The organism is Actinomyces slackii (genome assembly GCF_900637295.1).
Taxonomy (GTDB): domain Bacteria; phylum Actinomycetota; class Actinomycetes; order Actinomycetales; family Actinomycetaceae; genus Actinomyces; species Actinomyces slackii.
Genome location: NZ_LR134363.1, coordinates 803830 through 828913 on the forward strand (window position 1 = coordinate 803830; position 25084 = coordinate 828913).

18 protein-coding genes are annotated in these 25084 nt (G+C 68.3%); 11 read left to right on the top strand and 7 right to left on the bottom strand.

Translation table 11 applies throughout. The features are described 5' to 3' along the window. Positions 1-7 precede the first annotated feature (7 nt). From EL266_RS03300 to EL266_RS03315, 4 genes are all read left to right on the top strand, one after another. A complete protein-coding gene (locus EL266_RS03300) occupies positions 8-829 on the top strand; it encodes a DUF4194 domain-containing protein (RefSeq protein WP_232012100.1) in 822 nt (273 codons plus the stop codon). Then, on the top strand, positions 826-4446 hold the full coding sequence (locus EL266_RS03305; RefSeq protein ID WP_051280956.1) for an ATP-binding protein: 3621 nt from the start codon (positions 826-828) through the stop codon (positions 4444-4446). The genes EL266_RS03300 and EL266_RS03305 overlap by 4 nt, the downstream gene beginning before the upstream one ends. A 15-nt stretch (positions 4447-4461) precedes the next feature. After that, positions 4462-5700 carry a DUF3322 domain-containing protein gene (locus tag EL266_RS03310; protein WP_051280957.1) on the top strand — a complete coding sequence of 413 codons (1239 nt, stop codon included), beginning with the start codon at positions 4462-4464 and terminating at the stop codon, positions 5698-5700. Between the two features lie 147 nt (positions 5701-5847). Further along, positions 5848-6435 (top strand): methylated-DNA--[protein]-cysteine S-methyltransferase, encoded by a 588-nt coding sequence (locus EL266_RS03315; protein WP_034514628.1) that lies wholly within the window; start codon positions 5848-5850, stop codon positions 6433-6435. Between the two features lie 47 nt (positions 6436-6482). Here EL266_RS03315 and EL266_RS03320 read toward each other — a convergent pair whose 3' ends face one another. Both EL266_RS03320 and EL266_RS13640 read right to left on the bottom strand, forming a co-directional pair. Further along, entirely contained in the window at positions 6483-6737 is a 255-nt protein-coding gene (locus tag EL266_RS03320; RefSeq protein ID WP_026426351.1) for a hypothetical protein, read from the bottom strand. Continuing rightward, on the bottom strand, positions 6730-6999 hold the full coding sequence (locus tag EL266_RS13640; RefSeq protein WP_232012101.1) for a ribbon-helix-helix domain-containing protein: 270 nt from the start codon (positions 6997-6999) through the stop codon (positions 6730-6732). Before EL266_RS13640 ends, EL266_RS03320 begins: the two co-directional genes overlap by 8 nt. 344 nt (positions 7000-7343) lie before the next feature. Here EL266_RS13640 and EL266_RS13855 point away from each other — a divergent pair, with 344 nt between their 5' ends. The 7 genes from EL266_RS13855 to EL266_RS03360 all read left to right on the top strand — a co-directional run bounded on the left by EL266_RS13855 (position 7344) and on the right by EL266_RS03360 (position 16340). Further along, a complete protein-coding gene (locus EL266_RS13855; RefSeq protein ID WP_269471446.1) occupies positions 7344-7592 on the top strand; it encodes an MGMT family protein in 249 nt (82 codons plus the stop codon). A gap of 273 nt (positions 7593-7865) precedes the next feature. Next, positions 7866-9230, top strand: a complete 1365-nt coding sequence (locus EL266_RS03335) for a Fic family protein (RefSeq protein ID WP_026426353.1) — start codon at positions 7866-7868, stop codon at positions 9228-9230. A gap of 71 nt (positions 9231-9301) precedes the next feature. Next, entirely contained in the window at positions 9302-11305 is a 2004-nt protein-coding gene (locus EL266_RS03340; RefSeq protein ID WP_026426354.1) for an alpha-amylase family protein, read from the top strand. Positions 11306-11516: 211 nt separating this feature from the next. Beyond that, positions 11517-12764 carry an ATP-binding protein gene (locus tag EL266_RS03345; RefSeq protein WP_026426355.1) on the top strand — a complete coding sequence of 416 codons (1248 nt, stop codon included), beginning with the start codon at positions 11517-11519 and terminating at the stop codon, positions 12762-12764. Between the two features lie 314 nt (positions 12765-13078). Then, positions 13079-14113, top strand: a complete 1035-nt coding sequence (locus tag EL266_RS03350; RefSeq protein WP_169719937.1) for an amidase domain-containing protein — start codon at positions 13079-13081, stop codon at positions 14111-14113. Positions 14114-14243: 130 nt separating this feature from the next. Further along, a complete protein-coding gene (locus EL266_RS03355; RefSeq protein ID WP_026426356.1) occupies positions 14244-14666 on the top strand; it encodes a hypothetical protein in 423 nt (140 codons plus the stop codon). A gap of 156 nt (positions 14667-14822) precedes the next feature. Then, positions 14823-16340 carry an L-serine ammonia-lyase gene (locus EL266_RS03360; RefSeq protein ID WP_026426357.1) on the top strand — a complete coding sequence of 506 codons (1518 nt, stop codon included), beginning with the start codon at positions 14823-14825 and terminating at the stop codon, positions 16338-16340. A 205-nt stretch (positions 16341-16545) separates the two neighbouring features. On the opposite strand, the gene EL266_RS03365 is transcribed toward EL266_RS03360, so the two are convergent. The 5 genes from EL266_RS03365 to EL266_RS03385 form a co-directional block, all read right to left on the bottom strand. Continuing rightward, on the bottom strand, positions 16546-18432 hold the full coding sequence (locus tag EL266_RS03365; protein ID WP_026426358.1) for a hypothetical protein: 1887 nt from the start codon (positions 18430-18432) through the stop codon (positions 16546-16548). Between the two features lie 2 nt (positions 18433-18434). Beyond that, entirely contained in the window at positions 18435-19571 is a 1137-nt protein-coding gene (locus EL266_RS03370) for a hypothetical protein (protein WP_126412116.1), read from the bottom strand. Positions 19572-19776: 205 nt separating this feature from the next. Next, positions 19777-21744: a hypothetical protein gene (locus tag EL266_RS03375; RefSeq protein WP_026426359.1), complete on the bottom strand. Its 1968-nt coding sequence runs from the start codon at positions 21742-21744 to the stop codon at positions 19777-19779. A gap of 2 nt (positions 21745-21746) precedes the next feature. Then, entirely contained in the window at positions 21747-23060 is a 1314-nt protein-coding gene (locus tag EL266_RS03380; RefSeq protein WP_051280959.1) for a hypothetical protein, read from the bottom strand. 52 nt (positions 23061-23112) lie between these two features. Beyond that, positions 23113-25083: a hypothetical protein gene (locus tag EL266_RS03385; RefSeq protein ID WP_026426360.1), complete on the bottom strand. Its 1971-nt coding sequence runs from the start codon at positions 25081-25083 to the stop codon at positions 23113-23115. Between the last annotated feature and the right edge of the window lies 1 nt (position 25084).

Genomic DNA, 25084 nt, shown 5'->3' on the forward strand with positions numbered 1-25084 from the left:
TCCTTCCGTGAGTGACGACCTCCGCAGCGCCCCTTCCGCGGCTGACGCGCAGGCGGTGCCCGGCTCCGCCGAGGCGACCGCGGCCCAGGCGCCCGATGCTCTTGCCCCAGAGCCTGCAGAGCCTGATCGCGACCCCGCCTCCCTGGCGCCGGGCGCCCTGTGGGACGGCGATGCCGGAGCCCTGCCACGCGACACGCGCCGTGCCATCGTGCGCCTGGTCCAGGGCCCGTACCTGTCCGCCGAGCGCCAGCCGGACCTGTGGAACGCCCTCATGAGTGATGAGGCCGTCGTCCAACGGCACCTGGCGGATATGTTCCTGGCGCTCGTCATCGACCGCGAGACGGGCCTGGCCTTCGTGCGCAACGCCGATGACCCCACCGGCGCCGCCCCGTCCGTCGTGCGCACCATGCCCCTGACCTTCATCGACACCGCCCTCCTGCTGCACCTGCGCACCCTGCTGCTGCGCGTGCCCGCCGCGGGCCAGCGCGCCTTCGTGGACCGCGAGGAGCTGCTCGACCACCTGCGCGTCTACCGCCCCCGCACCTCCACCGATGAGTCCGGCTTCGACAAGCGCGTCAGCGCCTCGGTCTCCAAGATGCTCAAGGCCTCCCTGCTGCGCGAGACCTCAGTGGGCGAGCGCTACGAGATCTCCCCGATCCTCGCGCTGGTCTTCGGGCCCGACGAGGTGGCCGCCGTGGCCCGCGAGTACCGCCGCATGCTGGGGGACGACGCCGGGGCGGAGGGACCCGCCGCAGCGGGAGCCGGGGCAGAGGGCTCCGACCCGGACGATGCGGACGGTGCAGCCGACCCGGACGAGGAGGATCAGTGAGCCGCCGCCCCGCCGCCCCCGCGGACCCCACCGCCGCTCAGCACCGCCTGGCCCGGGTCCAGGTCCACAACTGGGGCACCTTCGGCGGCTACCACGACCTGCCCGTGCCCCGCCGCGGCCTGGTGCTCACCGGCCCGTCGGGATCGGGCAAGTCCTCCCTCCTGGACGCCCTGGCGGCCGTGCTCGTGCCCGCCAAGAACCTGCGCTTCAACGCCGCCGCCCAGGACTCCGGTGGCAGCGACCGCGCCCGCACCGTGCTCAGCTACGTGCGCGGCGCCTACCGCCGCAGCCCCGACCCCGCGACCGGCGAGATCTCCACCGACTACCTGCGGCAGGGCGCCACCCGCTCCGGGATCGCACTGACCTTCGCCAGCGCGGAGCCCGCCGAGCGCCTGACCCTCGTGCGACTCTTCCACGCCAAGGCCTCCGGCGCCGCCGGGGACGCCATCTCCCAGGCCCTCATCCTGGCCGAGGGCGACCTCGACCTGGACGAGCTCATGCCCTACGTGGCCAGTGGCATCGACCGGCGCGCCATCCGCCGTGACCTGGGGGAGCGCCTGCGCCTGTTCGACAAGTACGATGCCTTCGCCGCCTCCTTCCGCAGGCGCCTGGGCCTGGCCAGTGAGGTCGCCCAGCGGCTCCTGCACCGCACCCAGGCCGCCAAGTCCCTGACCAGCCTGGACACGCTCCTGCGTGACTTCATGCTGGACACCCCTGCCACTTTTGACCAGGCGAACGCCGCCGTCGAGCAGTTCTCCGAGCTGCGCGACGCCCACGCCTCAGTCGTCACCGCCCGCGAGCAGGAGCAGGTCCTGGGGCCGCTGGCGGACCATGACCGGACCATCACCGAGGCCCGCGCCGAGCAGAAGCGCACCAGTGCGCTCGCGGCCGCCGTCGAGCACCACGCGCAGCGCCTGCGCCTGGAGCGCCTGGAAGTCGAGCGGGACAAGGCCGCCCAGGCCGCCGCGGCCCTGAGCGCTGAGGTGCGCCGGGCGGCCCTGGCGGAGGATGAGGCCCGCGCCGCCCATCGGGACCTGGCCGTGGCGCGGCAGGGGGCCGGCGGCGCGGAGCTCGGGGAGGCCACCGCCCGCCTGGAGTCCGCCGAGCATGACCTGGCCCGAGCCCAGGACCAGCGCCGCTCCCTCGCGGCGGCCCTGGCGGTTCTTGAGGCTGAGGTTCCCGATGACGACGCCGCCTTTGACGAGCTCGTCCAGGCGCTGGGACGCGAGGAGACTCGGATCGACCAGGACCTGAAGGCTCTGAGTGAGGCTGAGGCCGCCCTGGTCGTCGAGCTCGAGCGCCTGCGGAGCCGGCTTGCCGAGCTGCGCGCCGACGCCGAGCAGGTGACCGCCACCGGCTCAGCCATGCCCCGTCCGCTGCTGGAGGCCCGCCGCCTCATCGCCGAGGCGATCGGCCAGCCGAGCTCCGTGCTGCCCTTCGCCGGGGAGGTCCTGCGCATCGTGGAGGGCGAGGAGAACTGGCGCGCCGCCATCGAGGCCGTGGCCTCCGGCTTCGCCCGGCACCTGCTCGTGCCCGACCACCTCTACCGGCAGGTCGCCCAGGCGGTCGACTCCCACCGGTTGGGGGCGCGACTGTCCTACGACCGGATGCTGCCGGTTACCGCGCCCTCGGGGGTGCCTGCCGACGCCGTGGCCCGCAAGATCGAGCCGGTGCCGGGCGCAGGAGGAGCGCGCGCCGGCATCGGGGACGGGCTCGCCGACTGGCTCAACGCCGAGCTGCTGCGCCGCTTCGACCACCGGTGCGTTGAGGATGCCGGCGCCCTGGTCGGCATCGAGCGGGGCGTGACCCGCGCCGGCCAGGTCAAGAGCTCGCGCACCGCCCACGTCAAGGACGACCGCCGAGATCTTGCCGACCCGCGCACCTGGACGATCGGCGTGGACGCGCGCGACCGGCTGGAGCAGATCGCCCAGGAGGTCTCCGAGTTGCGCGCCCGCCAGGAGGCCGCTGAGGCCCGGCGCGATGAGCTCACTGGGCGGGCCGTCGCCCTGCGCTCCCGGCGCGATGCCTGCCTGCGCGCACGCGAGACCCGATGGCAGGACGTGGATGTCACCAGTGCCGCGGCCCGCATGGAGGCGCTGCGTCGCCGCTGCGAGCGCCTGCGTGAGGACACCCCGGAGCTCGCCGAGCTCGAGGCCCGCCTGGAGGCCGCCGCTCAGGTGGAGGACGAGGCTCGCGAGAACCATGTGGCCCTGCGCTCGCGCCTCGCGGAGAGCGAGCACCTGCGCGACACCCGCGCCCAGGAGGCCGAGGCCCTGCGCGAGCGGCTGGAGCGCGAGGAGGGCGAGAGCCAGACGGCGCCGTCGGACACGCCGTCGCTGACCGAGGAGCTCAACGCCCGCTTCCACGCCCACGGCCGCCACCTGGGCCTCGACGAGCTGGCGGGCGTGGCCAGTGCCGTCACCCGGGAGCTCTCGCGCGAGCGCGAGGCCGCCGTGCGCCGTGAGACCCAGGCAGTGGGCGCCGTCGAGCGGGCCATGACCCAGTACGCCGAGCGGTGGCCGGTCGCCCGCGGCCAGATGCTGCCGCGCATCGACTATCTTCCCGACCACCTCGATCGCCTGGAGGAGCTGCGCCGCGACGACCTGCCCCGCCACGAGCGGCGCTTCGCCGAGTTGCTGGCCTCCCAGACGCGCCAGAACGTCGGGCAGCTCGCCAACGAGGTGCGCCGGGCCGCCAGCCAGGTGCGCGCCAGGATCGGACCGGTCAACGATGCGCTGGCGGCAGCGGAGTACTCGCCGGGGCGCCACCTGCGCATCGAGGTCGCCGAGCGGCGCCTGCCCGTGGTCACCGACTTCCTGGCGGATCTGGCGGCCATCTCGACTGGCACCCTGGATCTGGCCGAGGAGACTCGCGAGGAGGCGGAGGCCCGCTTCGATCGGCTGCGCCGCGTCATGACGCGACTGGCCTCCTCCGACCCGCGCGATGCCACCTGGCGCACTCAGGTGCTTGACACCCGCCTGCACGTGTCCTTCACCGCCGTGGAGCGCGATGAGACCGGCAGGCCCGTCAACTACTACGAGGGGGCCTCGGGGCTCTCGGGCGGTCAGCGGCAGAAGCTCGTCGTGTTCTGCCTGGCGGCGGCTCTGCGCTACCAGTTGACCGAGGCCGACGCGGCCGTGCCCGGCTACGCCCTGGTGGTCCTCGATGAGGCCTTCGACAAGACCGACGTCGCCTTCACGCGCGCCGGCCTGGACGTGTTCGCCGGATTCGGCTTCCAGCTGCTCCTGGCCACGCCCATGAAGATGCTCCAGACCCTGGAGGAGCATGTGGGCGGCGCGGCCATGGTGACGAACAACGAGGAGGGCTCGGACTCGCGGCTCTCGCTTGTGCTCTTCGAGGAGATCGATGGCGGTTCTGTGCCCGCAGGGGCCTCGGGCGTCTCCGGGGTCCCTAAGGCTGCTGAGGCTGCCGAGGCTGCTGAGGTCGCCGGGGCTCCCGGGGTTGATGCCGAGGCCGGGCCGGGTCCGGCAGCGCCAGGAGACGGTGCGGCTGAGACCGGTGCCGCGGAGGGCGGCGAGCATCATGCGGCGGATAACCCCGAGGTGCCCGATGGTGATCCCGACGAGCCCGACCTGTTCAGCGCCATGGAGGAATGAGGGAGGGAGGAGTAGATGCGCACCCCCGCCGACCTCGCCGCCCGCGCAGCTGTCCGCTACCGGCGCGGTTTCGCCGCCTGGGCCGTCGACCCGGCTGCGGCCCAGGCGGCCGACGTCGTGCTGGCTCTCGCGCCACCCACGCAGAGCGCTGCACTAGCGGATGCGGAGGCAGTGGCCACGTGGATGGCCTCGTGGAGGCGGTGGGAGCAGCAGGGCCTGGGGACCGTTGAGCGCCAGGAACGGCGGTGGCCGAGCCTGGGGATCCAGCAGGTGCCCGTGCGTGTGCAGGTGGTCGGTGCGGAGGCGATTGCGCGCACTGCCGGGCGCAGTGAGCACTGGGCGCTCGTGCGCGAGCGGGGTGCGTACCTGCTCGCCGAGCTGGCGGATGTGGGGGCGAGCGCGAGTGGGGCCGTGGCCCCGGCGAGCACAGCCGGCGAGGACCTGGCGCAGGCGGTGGCCGCGGTGATCGGTGAGGTTGCCGACTACCCCGATGACGATGTCGAGCGCCTGGCGGCGGCCGTGCGCTGGTTGGCCAAGCATCCGGCGTCGGGCCTCTACCTGCGCCAACTGCCGATCGCCGGGCTCGACACGAAGTGGTTGGAGCAGCACCGGCGAGTGGTGGCGCGGCTGCTGGCATCGGTGCGGGGCGTGCCCCGCGAGGGGCTCGACCTGGGGCTGCGCCGGGTGGAGGCGGTGCTGCGGCTGCGGGTGCTCGACCAGGAGCTCGCCGTCGGCGGCCTGGAGGATGTGAGTGTCCCGGTGGGGCAGGCGGGGAGGCTGTGGCCGGGGCGACGGCTTGACGTCGTCATTGTGGAGAACCTGGCAACCTTCCTGGCTCTGGAACCGCGCGGCGGAGCAGTGGCTGTGTGGGGCGCCGGCAAGGCGGTCGTGAGCGCACTGACTGAGATCGCGTGGGTGCGGGGCGCGCGGCGCCTGGTCTACTGGGGTGATCTGGATGCTGACGGCCTGGCGATCTTCGGGGCGCTCGCGCAGCGCCTGAGGGGCGAGGAGCCGAGTGCTCAGTGCGTGGACCTCACGCCTGTGCTCATGGATGCGGCGACGCTGCGGCGATACCGGCCACTGGCGGTGGCCGACCCCGGGGCTGAGGGCAACCACGATCGCGCGGTGCCTGCCGGTCTCGGTGAGGGCGAGCGCCAGGCGTGGCAGATGGTGGTCGGCCAGGGCGTGCGCCTGGAGCAGGAGCGCATCCCCTGGCCCGAGGCGCAGGCCGCTGTGGAGGCCGCCTTCCGGTGATCCGAGCGGTTGGGTCGGCATGGGCCTCCGTGAGCGGGGGACGCCTGAGACATGTCCCTGGCGGAGCCTGATGGCGCAGGGTGGTGCGCGCAGCGCGGCGTGGTCCAGACTGTCACGGACGCGGGAGCAGATGTGAAGGAGAGAGTCATGACTCAGACCCAGGAATCCCCGGAGGGTGCGGGGGAGCTGGCCGTTGCCACGGTCCCCACCCCCGATGGCCCCTTCGCGGTCATCGCGGGCAGCCATGTGCTGGCCTCGGGGTGGACTGAGGATCCGGGCGACCTGCTCGGGCTCATCCACCCCTCGCTGCGCCCCGAGGACCTGAGGGGGTCGGCCGGGCCAGCGCCTGCCGGTGCCGAGCCCCAGGGGCTGGCCCAGGCGCTGGCCGCCCTCGAGGCCTACTATGACGGCGACCTGGAGGCTCCCTCGCGGGTGCCGGTTCTTCAGCGCTCGGGGCCTTTCCGTGAGCGGGCCTGGGAGGTGCTGCGCGGTGTTGGGCCGGGGCGCGTGGTGACCTACGCCGACTACGCCGCCCTGTGCGGCAGCCCCCGGGCGGTGCGGGCCGCGGCCGGTGCCTGCGCCTTCAACGCGGCGGCTCTCTTCGTCCCCTGCCATCGCGTGGCTCGCAGTGACGGCTCGCTGGGGGGCTTCCGCTATGGGCTGGCGGTCAAGGAGAGCCTCCTGGAGCGCGAGGCCGGGGGTGGCCGAGACCCTGATGGACGAGCGGGCGGGTGACCCATGACCGCCAAGGTGACCGTGGTTCGAGCGGCTCCGGGCGGCGGTCAGAGGTCCGTGAGGTGCTGGCTGCGGGCCTTCATTGCGTGGATGATCAGTTCGTAGCCGTCGTCGAAGATGAGTGACACGACCTCGAGCAGCCGCCCCGCAGGGTCAACGCCGATCATGAGCCAGCGTCTCGGGTCATCCTCGTCGTCCAGGGGGCGGGAGTTAAGCACATGCTCGGCGGCGTGCAGCACGGCCTTGTCGTCCAGGCGGTCGCGCTGGTAGTGCTTGCGAGCAGGCTGGTGCAGTTCACGCACGATGCGCCCACTCGCGCACAGCGGCGCGGATCGCGTCCGAGCGCGTGGCCAGTCCTTCCTTGTTCGCCCGCCTGGTCAGTGCGGCGATAGTCTCCTGATCCAGTCGTACGGGCACCACCGTGCCCGGCCCTTCTCCCACCGGCGGGCGGCCTCGGCGCGGCGCAGGCAAGTCGGCCAGGTCGTAGCCGGCCTCGGCCTCGTCGGCCCAGGCTTGGACCTGCTCGTCGCTCACCGGTTTCCCGTGCAGGAGATGCTCACTCACATCAATATCGTATACGAAACAGTGCGCCCACTCAATGGTGTCGGGAATGACCCAACCGATGACAAACACCCCACTTGCGCCTCGTGGGGTGGCGTGGCGGGTGTGTCTGCGGGTGGTGCTGCTGGGGTCGTGGTGAGGTCCGGCGTTGCACATTCATTCTGGGTGGCTGCGTGGGGGATCGTTGGGATCCCAACGATCTGGGTTCGCTGCCGCCTCCGCGAACAGGGATGAATGTGCATCGGCGACGCTGATGCACATTCATCATGGTTCGGCACTGGAGGCATGGGAGGCGGATCCGCGGAATCATGCGGATTCCTGGGTGGGCGCACTGGTGCGGCTCATGAATGAATGTGCACGACCAGTCCCCATCTGCTGAGCCGACCTGCCGAGCAGGCGCCCATGACGCCGGGAAGTGCGCTGCGGGCCAGGGGAGGAGTTTGCTTGGCCCGGCGGCTCTCTTCGTCCCCTGCCATTGCGTGGCTCGCAGTGACGGCTCGCTGGGGGGCTTCCGCTATGGGCTGGCGGTCAAGGAGAGCCTCCTGGAGCGCGAGGCCGAGGGCGGCCGAGGCCCTGATGGACGAGCAGGCGGGTGACCCATGACCGCTTTGGAGGGGATTAGGCGTGGGCATGGCACGGCCTTCTCGCAGATCAGCAGGTCAATGCAAGGTTACTTCTCCATACTAAGAGATCGAGAAGGCTAAAGCCCTCCACATCGGTCGCTGATGGTCGTCCATCGGGTGTCGAGCGACCAAGGAGGCTGAGGCCGGAGCGGATGACGGCGTGCCCCCACTGTTGGGGTGCCCCCCTCTGTCACTTGCTGCTAAGTAAGGTTAAATTAGCAGCAAGTGACAGAGGGGAGGGCTTGCATGAAGACCCCAGTCCCGCCGCCGGCCAGGCTGGATGAGTTAGTCGGCAAACTGAGTGCGGAGCGTCTGCTCGCAGTCCTGAGCGCCCCGAATCCGGATCTCGACTCCGACTACCACCCCTGGGAGTGGCACTTCCGGCATGAGCCGCCCACCGACGTCACTCGCGAGGAGTGGTGGGTGGCGGTGCGCCTGCGTCGGGCCCAGAACGCGCGCCCCACCCCATTCCTCATGACTGATGGCACGCGGCTCACCTACAACCTGCCCGACCCGCTCCTGCGTCTGGTCGATGACGTCTCGGCGCGAGCTCGAGGCCAGATCGAACTGCCCGAGCCAGTGGTCAACGCAGCCACCCGGGACCGCTACCTCGTGCGCTCCCTCATGGAGGAGGCCATCACCTCCTCCCAGTTGGAGGGCGCCTCCACCTCCCGCGTGCGGGCCAAGCAGATGCTGCGTGAGGACCGGTCCCCGCGCAACCGCAGCGAGCGCATGATTCTCAACAATTATCGTGTCATGCAGTGGATCACTGAGATCAAGGATGAGCCCCTGACCCCTGCGCTCATCACCCAGATCCACCGCGTCGTCACCGAGGGGACCCTTGACGATCCTGATGACGCCGGGCGTCTCCAGGGTCCCGGCGAGGCCAGGGTGCGCATCTACGGCACTGAGGGTGATGAGCAGGTGCTCCACATCCCGCCTGCAGCCGAGGAGTTGCCCGAGCGGATGGAGCGGCTGTGCGCATTCGCCAACGCTGCCGACAGCGCCGGCGACGCCTTGCAGTCGTCAGGTCCCTATGTGCCACCGCTCATTCGGGCCATCACCCTGCACTTCATGATGGGCTACGACCACTACTTCATCGATGGCAACGGGCGCACGGCACGCGCCGTCTTCTACTGGGCGATGCTGCGCCAGGGCTTCTTCCTCACCGAGTTCCTCTCCATCTCGCGCCTGCTGCACCGCGCGCCCGCGCAGTACGCTCGCAGCTTCCTGCTGACCGAGAGGGACGAAGGAGACCTCACGCACTTCCTCCTCGCCCAGGCGCGGGTGGTCGCCCGGGCGATCGACGACCTCGATGAGTACCTGAAGCGCAAGACCGGCCAGATGAGCCGGGCCTCACGCTCCCTGCGCGGCCTCGGCCTCAATCACCGTCAGATCGCCCTCATCGACTCCTTCCTGCGGGACCCGGCCGCCAGCACCACGGTGGAGACCCATCGCGCCACGCACGGCGTGGTGGCGCAGACGGCGCGCACCGACCTGCAGGACCTGGAGGCCCGCGGGCTCCTGGCCTCCGCCAAGCAGGGGCGCCGCATGATCTGGTTCCCCGCCGAGGACCTTGCCCAGCGAGTGGGCCCTGAACACGGCGTATGACCGACGGCTGATCGGGCGCGCGGCGAACCATCTCCTTTCCCTCGGGGCCGGTGGCAGGGGATGATGGGGGCATGAGCGCCGCCGCCATCGTCCCCGAGCCCCTTTACGACGTCGTCTTCCACGCCCTGGACCCTTTGGAGGCCAGCGAGCGAGACGTCTTCCTCACCCGCGTCGAGCGCTGGTACCCCGACCTCATCGACGGCCTGACCACCCTGTACGGCCAGGCCGCGCCCGACGCCGCCACAACGCTCATCGAGCGGGCCGCCCACGCCTACGCCGAGCGCGACCACGAGCTGCGGCGCCTCGACCTGGCCCGGACCCTCGACCCCGCCTGGGCGCAGGACCCCGGCCGGATCGGCTACGCCGCCTACACCGAGCGCTTCGCCGGCACCCTGCGCGGCGTGGAGGACCGCATCGACTACCTGCGCGAGCTGGGGGTGACCTACCTGCACCTCATGCCGCTGCTGACCCCCAGGCCCGGGGACTCCGACGGCGGCTACGCCGTGGCCGACTACCGCTCCATCCGCGAGGACCTGGGGGACATGGAGGACCTGTCCCACCTGACCGGCGAGCTGCGCGATGCCGGCATCTCCCTGGTGGTCGACCTGGTCCTCAACCATGTGGCGGCCGAGCACGAGTGGGCGGTGCGCGCCCGCGCCGGCGAGCAGCGCTACCGCGACTACTTCCTCATCTTCCCCGACCGCACTGAGCCCGACGCCTACGAGGCCACCCTGCCCGAGATCTTCCCGGACTTCGCCCCGGGCAACTTCACCTGGAATGAGGAGCTCGACGGTTGGGTGTGGACCACCTTCAACTCCTTCCAGTGGGACATCAACTGGCGCAACCCGCGCGTCATGGAGGAGTACGCCGGCATCATCCTGGAGTTGGCCAACCGCGGCGTCGAGGTGCTGCGCCTGGATGCCATCGCCTTCACCATCAAGCGCAAGGGCACTGACTGCCAGGGCCAGCCTGAGGTCCACGCCATCACCGAGGCCCTGCGGGCCCTGACCCGCATCGCCTGCCCGGCCGTTGATCTCAAGGCCGAGGCGATCGTGGCCCCCACCGAGCTGCTGCAGTACCTGGGGCAGGGCAAGTACACCGGCAAGGTCTCGGATCTGGCCTACCACAACTCCCTCATGGTTCAGGTCTGGTCCATGCTCGCCACCCGGGACACGCGCCTGGCCGTCGAGGCGCTCCAGAGCCTGCCGGTGGAGCCCGCCTCCGCCACCTGGATCACCTACCTGCGCTGTCACGACGACATCGGCTGGGCGATCGACGACGGCGACGCGGCCGCCGTGGGCCTGTCCGGATTCGATCACCGGGCCTTCCTGGCCGACTGGTACTCGGGCGAGTACCCCACCTCCGATGCCCGGGGCCTGGTCTTCCAGCACAACCCGGCCACCGGGGATCGGCGCATCGCGGGAACCGCGGCCTCCCTCATCGGGCTGGAGGCTGCGGCCGAGGCCTGGGAGGGCGTCACCGATGACACCCCCGAGTTCCGGGCCGAGGAGCTGTGGACCTGGCGCGAGGAGCGGATTCACGCCCTGCGCATGGCGCATGCCATCCTCTACGGCTGGGGCGGGATTCCTGTCATCTGGAGCGGGGATGAGCTCGCCCAGCCCAATGACCCCAACTGGGATGCCGAGCCGGGGCATGAGGCAGACTGCCGGTGGGCCGGGCGACCCCGGCTCGATGGCGCCCGAGCGGAGAACCGCGCCGATCGTGCCACCGTGGAGGGTCGGGTCTTCACCGACCTGGCGCGCATGGCGCGGGTCCGCGCCGGCCTGCCCCAGTTGGAGGCGAGCGTGCGCACCCGGGTTCAGGATGTTGATGACCCTGGTGTGCTGGTCACTCACCGTGATCACCCGCGGGGCAGTTTCGTGGGGGTGTACAACGTGACTCCGCAGTGGCGCTCGGTCTCGGCCCGGACCCTGGCCGAGCTGGGCGTCATGGGGGCCACCGATGTTCTGACCGATACGGTTCCCTTCGGCTCATCCTCCCTGGAGGGTGCCGGGGATGGTCGCGTGCCCGTGCCGCCCTACGCGGCCTGGTGGCTGGTGCGCTCAACGGACTGAGTCCGACGACGGGGCCGGCTGGCGGTGGGTCGAGACGGGCCACGACGCCGGCCGGAGCCCTGCGAGGGTTCGGCCGGTGGCCCGACACGGTGGTACCGCCCGCCTGCAGTGGAGAAACCAACTCCCTTCTGATGGAGAACTCCACTCCTCAGGAGTGGAGAAATCCGCGAGTCACTCGTGGATAACTCCGTGAGTCCCGTAGGATGGTGGCATGACGTACATGCCGAGGATCCTCGATCCGCTCATCCGGGAGGCGCTGGACTCCAGCGGGGCTGTGGTGCTGCGCGGGGCCCGCGCCACCGGCAAGACGGAATCGGCGCTGCAGGTGGCGGCCACCGTGCTGAGACTCGACTCGTCCTCGCCGCGGGCCCGCCTCGCGCAGTCCTCGCCGGAGACGGCGCTGGAGGGTGAGACGCCGCGTCTCCTGGACGAGTGGCAGCTCGTGCCGGGGCTGTGGAACGAGGTGCGTCACGCGGTGGATCGTCGGCGCGCTCCCGGCCAGTTCATCCTCACCGGCTCCGCCAGTCCCGACGAGGATCCATTGCGGCACTCGGGGGCCGGCCGCATGCAGTCCTTGCTCTTGCGCACCATGACGCTGTACGAGACGGGTCATTCGACGGGTGAGGTCAGCCTGGCGAGGCTCATGAGCGGCCGTGAGCCCGAGCTCGCCGAGAGCGGCGTTGAACTGGCTGGCGTCGTGGAGCGGCTCGTCGTCGGCGGTTGGCCAGGATGGTTCGACGTGAACGAGCGCCGCGCCCGTGCCCGGATGGAGTCCTATATCCAGGACATCGTTGAGCATGAGTACGCCACGGTGGCGGGTGGGCGTCGTGATCCGCGTCGATTCCGGGCCTACCTGGTGGCGCTGGCCGGGCTGGTGTCACAGGGAGCCAGCCAAGCCGCCATCGTCAGGCGCATGCAGGAGGAGTACTCCGGGGCTCTGGGACCTGCGGCCCCGGCGGTCCTGCATGACCTGGCGGAGCGGCTCTTCCTGGTCGAGGATCAGCCCGCATGGTCGCCCCGGCTGCGCTCGGCCAGCGCTGCGGCGCAGGCGCCGACTCGCCACCTGGCTGACCCATCGCTGGCCGCCGCCCTCATGGGGGCGGGGAGTCGGAGACTCCTGACTGATCCCGAGACCCTGGGGTTCCTCTTCGAGTCCCAGGTGGTCCACGATCTGAGGGTCTATGCCCAGAGCGTCGGAGCGCGCGGGGTCTTCCACTTCCGGGACACCAAGGGCCGTGATGAGATCGACGCGGTGATCGAGGGGGCGGACGGGTCCTGGCTCGGCGTCGAGGTCAAGCTCGGGCAGGCCCGCGTCGATGAGGCTGCGGCGAATCTGCTGCGCGTGGCCGGTAAGATCGAGCGCCCGCCCTCGGGTCTGTGCGTGGTCATCCCGGTCGGCGTGGCCCACATGCGGCCCGACGGCGTGTCCGTCGTTCCGCTGTCCGTCCTGGGGCCCTGAGACGGCGCTGCGGCTCTGGAAATAGGAGTTTGCTGGGTGATATATTGAAAATAGCTGAGATATCGGCGCAGGGGTTGTGCGGGGCCATCGTTATAGTTACGTTAGTTACGGAGGCTGGTGTTGTAGTTCACAGTCTCAAAATCGCATTCGCACGATCGAACTGAGGGGTGATTAACGTGCGTCGCCTAGTTGTGAGACGATGGGAGTCATTGATTCTATTGCTTCTGGCTATGGTGCTGGTTCTCAGTCTTCAAGTATCTCCGCCAGCATCCAGTTCCCAGAGCCCACCAAATGCTGATGCGGTACTCAAGACAGTGACCGAGTATCAGGCGATTGTTGACGCGCAGTGGACGGATAAGAGCGCGTCCACTGGGGCGTCGAGCCTGACGTCGGTTGAGGAGCAGAACCAAGGCGTGCGAGATCGGATGATCGCTGATGGCATCCCAGTGACGTCGGCAAAGAGCGATGTGAGGATCATTGAGTCCAGTTTCCAGGATGATGGGACGGTTCTTGTTGTCTTGGACGTGTCGACAACGTTCCTCTACTCCCAGACCGGCAGTACCGGAGATCCCGGTATCGTATCAGACCGTCACAATATCACTTTGACCGGGTCTGACAGCGCTGGATATTCAGTAGTGGAGGATGTTGTGGTCAGCTCCGAAGAGGTCGGGGACCCTAACGATGTTCCCGATGATTATGCTCCCAAGGAGTCTTCGGCTAATAAGAGCAGTTCAACGACGTCCGCTGGAGGTGTTGCTGACGATGCATCGAACGCTCCTGCGGATACTGCTGCCGTTCCGGTCTATAATACGACCAATCCAGACGAGGCGGCCATGTCGAGGTATGCGAAGAAATGGACATCACCGCCATATGATGGCGACGTGAATCCGGATGATTTCAACCCAGATTTTCCAGTTATGGGTAATAATTGCGCAAACTTCGCTTCTCAGGTGCTACATGCGGGGGGTTGGGAGTATGATGACGGGGTTAACCCCCGCAATACGGCCAACTGGAGCCCTGATCTGAGCGGGCCATTTGGGCCGTCGCGCACTTGGGTCAACTCGTCTTACCAGTACACTTACGTACTGGAAGGCTCGTATGTATGGCTTGACAACGTCTACAATGCTGCCGCCGGAGATCTTCTCTACGTGGATTGGGATCCCGATGGGAAGGCTGATGGAACTATAGACCATGTGATGGTTGTGAGTTCGGTGACGGTTCCGTCTGAGAATCCAAGGATCTCTCAGAAGACCCCTAATCGTTCAAATATCCCCATTGAGCAATCAATGGCAATTGCTGCAGAGCAAGGCAAGACTGATGTTAATTGGTACGGCCTCAAGCGGGGGTGACGCTTCGGCGGTCGCGATCTCGATGGCCCTTTGTGGTGGTTTTGGATTGCATGCGTGTGGAGAATGTTAATTATCTCCCTATCTCTTGTCCGTCTAGATGTTGGCAACCATTTAAGAGAGTGTTGGATGGATGACTCCGGATGAACTCTCGGCGTTCGCCGCGACGATGGTCTTTCTGCTCCTGGGGGCGGTGGCGGTTCTACTGCCATGGATTGCGGTGCCCAGTGGCACTGGGCACCGCATCCTCAGGTCGCTTATGACGGTGGTATCGCCAGTCGTTATTTTCGGCCTGTGGGTTTGGGCGTGGCTCGATGCATCCCTGGCGACTGATAATGGTCGCAGTGTTGGGTGTGGGAGCAACATGTTATTCATGCTTCATACGTGGGTCGAGCGCGTCGAAGGAATCCCCCATGAGTGCGTCATCAATAGCAGGATAGGCGTGGGGCTGCTGCTGTGCGGTGCGGTCGGCACGGTTGTGCTGGAGTATCTCGTTCTGCGCCGTCTCGCCCGGAGTCGTAGGCAGGCGCAGGGTGCCGTCCCGGCACGGCTTTGAGCCGCGGGCGCTGTCGGGCACACTGGATCGGTGAGAGCACTCAACCTTGCCGCCACCGTTGCCGGCGCCGCAGGTAGACCGGAGCGGGTGGCGCACGCTGCGGACACTGGGCCCGCCGGGCTCGCTGATCCTGCCGGACCCCAGCCCACTGAGCCCATGGCGCCCGCCGCGGAGACCACGCCGATGCCGGCGCCCCAGGCCGCGTCCCCCGCCGGGCTCATGGCCGGGCAGGTGGCCGCCGAGCAGGCTCCCCGTCCGCTCAGCGTCTTCGACCTCATGCGCATCGGCATCGGGCCGTCCTCCTCGCACACCGTGGGCCCCATGCGGGCGGGCCGCGCCTTCAGCGGCGCCCTGGCGGAGCTGAAGGGCCCAACCCCCTCCCGCCTCGTCGTCGAGCTCTACGGCTCCCTGGGCGCCACCGGCCGCGGGCACGCCACCGACCGCGCCGTGGTCATGGGGCTGGCCGGGCACGAGCCCGAGACCGTGCCCACCCTCATCTGCGAGACCCTATGGCAGCAGGTCGAGGCCGCCGGGGCCCTGGAGGTGGCGGGAGTGGGGGCCGTGCCCTTCGCCCCGCAGGCCGACATCCTCTTCCTGCCCGGACGGGTCCTGCCCTACCACGTCAACGGCATGACCCTGACCGCCTACTGCCCCGCCGGAGGAGAGATCCTGCGCCGCACCTACTACTCGGTGGGCGGCGGCTTCGTCATGGAGGAGACCGGCACGCCCGAGGCCCCCGCCGTCCGGGCCCTGACCACCGCGGCCGCGGCCCAGGCGCACGCGACACCGGCCCCCTACCCCTTCTCCACCTCGGCAGCACTGCTGAGGATCTGCGCGCGCGAGGAGCTGCGCGTGGCCGACGTCGTCCTGGCCAATGAGCTCTCCGCGAGGCCCCGTCATGAGGTCATCGGCTACCTGGATCGGCTGCGCCGCACGATGAGCGCCTGCATCGATGCGGGCATGAGCGCTGAGGGGGAGTTGCCCGGAGGACTGGGGGTGCGGCGTCGGGCACGGGCGCTTCACGAGCGGCTCCAGGCCCAGGACAGCGGCCCCATGCGGGCCTTCGCCATGGCCGACCCCCTGCGCGGCATGGACTGGGTGGACCTTTTCGCCCTGGCGGTCAATGAGGAGAACGCGGCCGGGCACCGGGTGGTCACCGCCCCGACCAACGGGGCGGCCGGCATCGTCCCCGCCGTGCTGGCCTACTACGAGCGCTTCATCCCCGGCGCCAACGACGACGGCGCTCGCCGATTCCTCCTGGCCGCCACCGCCGTGGGGGCGCTCATCAAGACCAATGCCTCCATCGCGGGAGCGGAGGTGGGCTGCCAGGGGGAGGTCGGCTCAGCCTCCTCGATGGCGGCGGCGGGCCTGGCCGAGGCCCTGGGCGGCACTGCGACCCAGGTCGAGAACGCCGCCGAGATCGCCATGGAGCACAACCTGGGGCTGACCTGCGACCCGGTGGGCGGCCTGGTGCAGATCCCCTGCATCGAGCGCAACGCGGTGGCCGCCGTCAAGGCCATCAACGCGGCGCGCATGGCCCTGTGGGGCGAGGGGCGGCATGCGGTCTCCCTGGACACGGTCATCGAGACCATGCGCCAGACCGGCGAGGACATGCTCGCCAAGTACAAGGAGACTTCTCGGGGCGGGCTGGCCGTCAACGTTGTGGAGTGCTGAGGGCCGGCCCCGGAGCCGACGGCGCTGCCCGGAGCGCTCCAGGGCGGCGCGGACGAGCCTTCGCGTCGACGACGAGGGTTCGCGTCATCCGACTGGGGTTAGCACAGGGGTGAATGACGCAGAGTCACGTCCGCGACGCAAAGTCACGTCCACGACGCGAAGTCACGTCCACGACGCGAAGCGGCGCCCGGCGCCTCCGCCCGCCTCAGCGCAGGCCGTGGACAGTCAGGGCCCGGACATCCCTGCCGAGCTCGCCGGCCTCCTCGACCTGGACCACCGCGACGCAGCCGGGCGCTGTCATGACGGACGGGAACCAGGCGCTGCCGGGGATGAAGGCGTCACGGACACTGCCTTGCCCCATGACATGGCCGGAGTCCGTGACCATCGTGGACGACTCCGTGCCGTTGTCCCTGACAGGCAGCGTAACCGGCGTCGAGCCGTCGGTGGGAATGAGGCGCAGGTCCCGGTCCCGCCTATCACCGGCATCAGTGGGCTCGGTGTACTGGAAGATCGCCGTGCCGACGCGCCCGCTCTGGCTGACTGGCGCAGCGGTGCGCGTGCGCGGGTCGAAGACCGTGCCGCTCAGTGGATTGACCGGCACGGGAGAGACAGCGACGCCCGGGCTGTCACCGCCGTCGTGCCGGTACTCATACTGAACCTGGGTGGTGAGTGACCCGGAGGCCTCCGAGGCAGGGGCGTTGATGCCAGCGCCCTCGCCCAGGGAGATCCGTTCGATCGGCTGATGGCCACCGGTGGCCGCGATGCTGTCGATGGTGACGGCGGAGATGGTCCACACGGGATTGTCCTCAGTTGCTGGCGCACCCTCGCACTGGGCGGTCCACCCGTCCTGGACGGTGACGTCCTCGGACCCGTAGGAGCAGACATTGTTCAGGGTGACGCGTGCTGACAGGTCTGACTGCGGAACCAGGATCAGGTTGTGGCGGTAGCGGTCGTCGACCTGCGGACCAGAAAGGATGAAGGTGGAGTGCCCTGCCGGCCCCGCATAGACATCCTTGACCTCCTCGGCCGGGATACTGCCGATCATCCGCCCTCCCTCCAGGGCGATCACCTCCGTGCCGATGAGCGCCGCGGAATCAGTCAGCTGGATCCCTTCCAGTTCAGGGTCGCTCTGGCGCTGCGCGGTGACCCTCCCGGTCATCGTGTCGAGCACGACGACGACCCGTGCCCGGGCGCTGGAGAAGCGCTCGTCGGCGGTGTCCACCCTGAAGGCAACGTGCCGCAGATCAGGGCTGGTGACCACGGGGGAGGGCCCGTCATGGACGAGCCCCGTGCGCACGCCGTCGCTGGGAGCCTGGTAGCTCCACAGAGTGGAGCCGTCCGCAGCGTCCAGCCCGACCACGCCCTTGGCCGTGACGACGATGGGCCCCCGCACTCCGGCGGCGAGTGCGACGCTGTCGAGGTTGCCGGTCAGCCGCGTGCTCCAGGCGACCCCACTGGGTGCGGTCGTGGGTATGGTGGGCAGCGTGTCCGTGCCGACGGCGTCGGCCAGTTTCTGTGTCGCGGTGGGCAGAAGACTCGGCTTGGGAAGGGCGGCGGACACTCCGCCCATGACCAGGCCGACCACGAGCGCGGGTGCGAGGGAAGCGCCCGCCGCCCACGCCCAGGAGCGGCGCAGCGCCGTACCCCGCTCCTGCAGGATCCTTCGCCGGACGAAGGCGAGCCGGGAGACTCCCAGGAGGATGACGCTCCCCGTCAGAAGCGCAGAGCTGACCAGGTGCGCGCCCGCCACGAAGTAGTGGTTCATCCACATGGCGCACGTGAGACCAAAGGCCAGAACCGTGGCGATCACCACCATGGTCTGGCGCCCGCGGTTGGAGTGCCTGATGGCCTTGTGGAGGGCGGGGAAGGCGACCTCGAGGCCGGCGACGATGATCCGCAGCACGAGGCCACCCGTGAAAATCACCCCGAGAACCAGGAGGACGGCGAATGCGGGGTCTGTCTCGCTCCTGCTCACCTGATACCAGATTGCCACGGCGAAGGCCGCGATCCCCGCCGCCAGCGCGCCGAGGCCGGCGGCCAGAAGCGGGTCGGGCAGGCGGGAAGTGAGCCTGCGGAACGAGGTGCTGTCCATGCTCAGCCTCCTGATCCCATGGTGAGGGTTGTGCGCTCGATGTGGACCGTGGAGTCCTTGAAGCCCTCCTCGCGGGTGAGGGTGACGACCTCCAGGTCCTCGGTGCGGGGCGTGGTGGACGTGTCGTTCATGGGGAGCCAGGAGGTGGGCGGCTGTTTCTTCTCGCGCTGGTCTTCGGTCTCGTAGAAGAGCCACGCTTGTCCCGTGGGTGTCACAGCCGTGTCGATCTGCGGGTTGCTGACATTGATCGTGGTTCCGGAGTGGAGGTCGATGAGTTCCTGCCGGGCGGCGTTCCAGGCAGCATCATCCCTGGCAGCGGGCAGGGCCTGACCGTCTGCGAGACGCACGAGTCCCCCGGCCGGTAGGAACCGTGTGACCCGGTCATAGGTCTGCTGGACCGTCCCGGTGCTGGGGTCGTTGAGAGTCACCGTGGTCAGGATGCACTTGTTGGGGCCGCAGGAGATCCCCGGCGGAGTGGTGGACAGGAGCGCGCCGCGGGCGGTAGCGCCTACGAGCCAGTTGGTGGAGCGCCAGGAGCTCCCTGAGGCCTTCGGACTGGATAAGGGGTAGGTAGTGATCTCTCCGGCCTCGGGGCGGAAGGTGGAGGATGTTTGGACCAGAAGGTCGTTGTTGGTCAGGGCCTGCCCCAGCAGGACGCCGCTCACCTCCACGGTGCGCACCACCTCTCCGGTCTTGGTGGACAGGATGAGAATCGTGTGTTTCTGCGGGTGGTCTGCGTTCCAGCGCGGAGAGTCGGGGGGATCGGTCTGTGAGGGCTGCATCTCCAGGCGCAGTGCCACGTACTCGCCGTCGGCGCTGACAGAGGTGGCGTCAGGCTTATGCCAGGTGGAGTACACCCAGCTCTCTGAGTCGTAGGCATACCGGGTGTCAACGAGAGGACTGACCGTGCGGAACCACCGCACTGTCCCGGTCTTGGAATCAAGCGAAGCGAGGATGGTGTGAATGGTGCGGTCGGTGTCCCGGGACGAGTCAGGTTCCTCCGCTTGTGGCTCAGCGAGGATGGCAAGCGGCCCATGGGCAGTGGGGACCAGGTCCATCTGCTTGTAGCCGTCCCGCCGGGCTCCGGCGGTCACGGCCCATTCGCGGGAACGGCTGCTGCGAGTGCTGGGTGTGCTCACCTCTGCCGCCTCGGCCTCGCTTTGGCCGCCCAAGTCGCCGACCTCGGCGCTCTCGTAGATCCATCCCCCGGAAGATTCGGAGGATTGAGTCGTGGACAGCCAAGGGATCAGTGATATCAGTGCCAGCGCGACGACTGAGATCAGTGCCATCATGCGCAGACGAGCCCGGATAGTGTTGCGTTGAGAACTAGTTGAGAACAACACGCTACATCACCCCATACACCGTGATCTCGCTGGGGTACTCGTCAGTCAATGCATCGGTTATCACCAGTGCAATGACAGAGCATCCGGGAACCGACATGACATAGGGTTTGCCGCGTTTGAACGATTCTTCGTCGCCCCAGATGAGCTCCACCTCTCCGTAATGGAATCCGAAGGATGTGCTCGCAGGCGTTGAGAACGATAGCGGCTCCGCCCCATTGGCTGGGGTGATCCGCACCTCCGTGCCTGGCTGCGATGCGCCGTGGGGTGCGCGATCGCCGCTAATGACTGAAGCTGCGATCGATGCGCTCTGCTCCGCGGGGACGGCCGTGCGGTCCTGTGGATCGAGGATGGCACCGATCCAGACGGCTGCCTCCCCCTTTTTTATGACGTTGCCTCTCGTGTTGATGTGGTGCTGCGCAGTCTCAGGGATGGTGATGAGCGTGTCGGCTGCCCGTGAGGCGACAGAATTGATCCCCGTCCCCCTGCCCAGGGGAGTCTTTTTCACGGTCGCCGCATCTCCTGCGGCGGCGACCTCATCAATATTGACAGCGGACATGGTCCATACCGTCGCTGCGTCCGGGGCTCGCGTGGCCTCCTCGCAGGTCGCCATCCAGGGCCCCTGGTTGACGCCATGGTAGGCGGCTACCGGATCCGGGCAGGCATCAGGCAACGTGATCCTGGCGGTGACGTCTGAGACGGGAACCAGGGTGACGCTGCGGGCCACCGTCTCCAGACGTCCATCCGTCTTGGACGATCTCGGGAGGATGAAGGTGGAGCGTCCGGCTGTGCCGGACCGAGGCTGGTCCTCATCCCAGAGCTCGTCTCCATCGACCCTGCCCAGAACGCTCCTGCCATCCAGCGCGATGACATCGGTGTCGATAAGAGCGGCGGAGTCGGTGAGCTGGACCAAGGGAGGCTCGAGCGAGGGGAGTAGGCGATGCGCCGTCGTCTTGCCGGTCATCGTGTCCAGGATGACGATGGTCAGTGCCCTGGCGCTCTTGAAGTCAGTGTCCTTGGCGACGACGCCGAAGGCGACGTGCCGTCGGTCAGGGCTGGTCACCAGCAGGTACGGTCCGTTCGGGCGGCCCTCGTATGTGTTGACATAGGTGGCTCCTGGCGCTCTGTAACTCCATAGGACGGAGCCGTTCTGGCCGTCGAGGGCCGTGAGGCCGTCGTCCGTCATGACGATGGGGCCGCGCACCCCGGATGCAAGGGCGAAGTTATTGGCCACGCCCACCACGGTGGTCTGCCACCCGAGCTTGGTGGGCGCGGCCGTGGGCAGGGCCGGCAGCGCCTCCTCGCTGACGGCGTCGGCCAACTGTTGGATGGGACGGAGCTCCAGGTCCGGGGCGGGCAGGACCACTCCCGGCACGGCCAGGACCAGGGCCACCACCGCCGCCGGAGCGCAGGCCGCCAGGACCGTCCGGAACCATGGCCTCATGTGAGCACGGCGGACAGTGGCAGGAGCGACGTCGTCGGCCGCCCCAGTTCCTGCCGCCGCGTTGTCCACACTGCCCGGGCTCTGCTTGCTCTCCCTCTCAAGGTCGTGCCGAATTCTGCAGGCCATGAACAGGGAGAGGCTGATCCCCACCAGCAGCAGGACCCCGATCACCACGAGATTGAGGAGGGGGCGAGTGCCATCCGTTGTATAGACCCGCCACCAGGCGTCGAACAGGGGCAGCGATGCCATCCCTGCGGCGATCACAGGCATGCTCAGTAGGATCGCATCTTCCAGCGGAGTCTGGGCCCTGCCGTTGAAGCCTTTGGGGATCACAAAGAGCGCCAGGAAGCCGGCCACGAGGATCGGCGCTGGCCAGTAGCCCGGCTGCTCATGAAAGGTCGGCTTGGGGTACCCCAGCCATACGGCCCAGGCCAGGGCCAGGACCGCGGCGACCAGGGCGCCGAGGCCGGCGGCCAGAAGCGGGTCGGGCAGGCGGGAAGTGAGCCTGCGGAACGAGGTGCTGTCCATGCTCAGCCTCCTGATCCCATGGTGAGGGTTGTGCGCTCGATGTGGACCGTGGAGTCCTTGAAACCTTTCTTGTGGGCCTCCTCGGTGCTCTGCTCCTCGAGGGTGAGGGTGACGACATCCAGGTCCTCGGTGCGGGGCGTGGCTGAGTGGTCGCCCACGAGGAGCCATGAGCTGGGCGGAGGAGCTTTCCGATCCCCGGCATCGGAATCGTGGAAGAGCCACGCCTGTCCCGTGGGCGCCACCTCCGTGCCGATCAGCAGGTTGCTGACATCGATTCTGGCTCCGGAGTGAACGTCGATGAATTCCCGCGGGGCGGCATCCCAGGCGGCATCGTCCTCGGCGGCGGGCAGGGCCTGACCATCCGGGAGACGCAGGAGCCCTCCGGCTGGGAAGATCCCCATGACCCGGTCGTAGGTCTGCTGGACTGTCCCTGTGGCAGGGTTGTGGACTGTCACCGTGGCCAGGACGCATATCGCAGAGTTGCAGAAGGCTTTGGATGGGGCGGTGGACAGGAGGGCACCGCGGGCGGTAGCGCCTACGAGCCAGTTGGTGGAGCGCCAGGAGTTCCCTGAGGCCTTCGGACTGGACAGGGAGTAGGTAGTGATCTCTCCGCCCTCGGGACGGTAAGTGGAGGATGTTTGGACCAGAAGGTCGTTGTTGGTCAGGGCCTGCCCCAGCACGACGCCGTGCGTCTCCACGGTGCGCACCACCTCTCCGGTCTTGGTGGATAGGACGAGAATCGTCTGCTTCGGCGGGTGATCCGCGTTCCAGCGCGGAGAGTCCGAGTCATCGAGGGACAGTGAGGGCTGCGTCTCCAGGCGCAGTGCCACGTACTCGCCGTCGGCGCTCACGGAGATGGCGTCGGGCTTCTGCCAGTCTTCGGATGCTCCCCGTACTGACTCGTTGGAGCGCGGGATGTCAACAACGGGCCTGACCGTGCGGAACCACCGCACCGCCCCGGTTTTGGGATCAAGAGATGCAAGGATGGTGCCGTCGGGCCCTCGTAAAGAGCGAGGCTTGTCCCATCGCGGCTCATTGAGGATGACAAGCGGTCCGTGGGCCGTGGGGACCAGGTCCATCTCTTCGTCGTCGTCGGTGGAATAGTCGCTTTTGGCGGTCACGATCCAACTGGGGGAGCCGTTGCCGCCCGTGCGCGGCTCGCTCAGTTCCGCCTCCTTGGCCTCGTCCTGGCCACCCAAGTCGCTGACCTTGGTGCTCTCGTACTTGTACTCGGAAAGCTCGGAGAATCGAATCATGGACAGCCAGGGGGTCAGTGATACCAGTGCCAGTGCGGTGATGATGATCAGCGAAGCCATGCGCAGACGAGTTCGGATACTGTCGCGTTGAGGACTGCTCGAGAAAGACACGCTACATCACCCCGTACACTGTGATCTCACTGGGGTGGTTGTCATTCGATACTCGGGTTGTCACCAGTGCAATGACGGAGCATCCGGGCGTCGAGATGGCATAAGGATTACCGTACTTGAACGACCTTTTTTCGCTCCACACGAGTTCTGTCTCGCCGTACTCGTTTCCAAGGGGAGCTCCTGTAGGCGTTGAGAACGATAGCGGCTCCGCCCCATTGGCTGGGGTGATCCGCACCTCCGTGCCTGGGCGCGCTGCGCCGTGTGGTGACGGATCGCCGCTAATGACCGAGGCTCCGATGGATGCGCTCTGCTCCGCGGGGATGGCCGTACGGTCCTGTGGGTTGAGGACGACGCCGATCCAGCCGGTTCTGGGCGTCCCCTCTGATACATCACCAGTCGCTTCTATGTAGTACGGCGCATCCTCGGGTATGGTGATTAGCGTATCGGCCGCCCGTGAGGCGTCAGAATTGATCCCAGTCCCCTTGCCCAGAGGGGTCTTCTCCACCGTCGCCGCATCTCCTGTGGCGGCAACCTCATCAATATTGACAGCGGACATGGTCCACACTGTCGCCGTGTCCGGGGTCCGCGTGGCCTCCTCGCAGGTCGCCATCCAGGGCCCCTGGTTAACCCCGCGGCGGTAGGTGACCAGCGGGTCCGGGCAGGTGTGAGGCAGCGTGATCCTGGCGGTGGGGTTGGAGACGGGAACCAGGATGGCGCTGGTGTCCACAATCTCAGGACTGCCCGTCGTCTCGGACGATCCCGGGAGGATGAAGGTGGAGCGTCCGGCTGTGCCGGACCGAGGCTGGTCCTCATCCCAGAGCTCGTCTTCATCGATCCTGCCCAGAATGTTCCCGCCATCCAGGGCGATGACGTGGGCGCCGATGAGGGCGGCGGAGTCGGTGAGTTGGAGCAGTGGGGGCTTGACCGAGGGGAGTGGGCGCTGCGCCGTCGTCCTGCCGGTCATCGTGTCCAGGACGACGATGGTCAGGTCCTTGGCATTCTTGAAGCCAGTGTCCTTGGTGATGACGCCGAAGGCGATGTGCCGTCGGTCAGGGCTGGTCACCAGGAGGTACGCCCCCTCCGGATGGTCGTCGGATGTGTGGACGTAGCCGGCTCCGGGCACCCTGTAGCTCCACAGGACGGAGCCGTTTTCACCGTCGAGAGCCGTGAGACCATCGTCTGTCATGAGGATTGGGCCGCGCACCCCGGATGCAAGCGCGAAGTTCTCGGCCACGCCCATGACGGTGGTCTGCCACCCGAGCTTGGTGGGCGCGGCCGTGGGCAGGGCCGGCAGCGCCTCCTCGTCGATGGTGTCGGCCAGCTGCAGGGCGGGGCGTAGCTCCAGGTCCGGGGCGGGCAGAAGCACGCCCGGCACGGCCAGGAGCAGGGCCACCACCGCCGCCGGAGCACAGGCCACCAGAGCCGTCCGGGCCCACGGCTTCAGAGGAGCACGGTGGTCAGCGGCGTGAGCGACGTCGTCGGCCTCCTCAGTTCCTGCCTCCGCGTTGTCCGCTCCGCCCTGGGTCTGACTGCTGCGCCTCTCAATGTCGTGCCGAATCCTGCGGGCCGTGAATAGGGAGAGGCTGATCCCCATCAGCAGCAGGACTGCGATCACCACGAGATTGAGGAGGGGGCGGGTGCCAATCGTTGCGTAGACGCGCCACCAGGCGAGGAACAGGGACAGAGACGCCATCCCCGCGGTGATCATCGGCACGCTCAGCAGGATTGCGTCGCCCAGCGGGGTCCGGGCCTTGCCGTTGAAGCCCTTGGGGATCACGAAGAGCGCCACGCAGCCGGCCACGAGGATCAGCACTGGACCGTACTCCGGTTGCTCATGAAAGGTCGGCTTGGGGTACCCCAGCCACACGGCCCAGGCCAGGGCCAGGACCGCGGCGACCAGGGCGCCGAGGCCAGCGGCCAGGAGCGGGTCGGGCAGGCGGGAAGTGAGCCTGCGGAACGAGGTGCTGTCCATG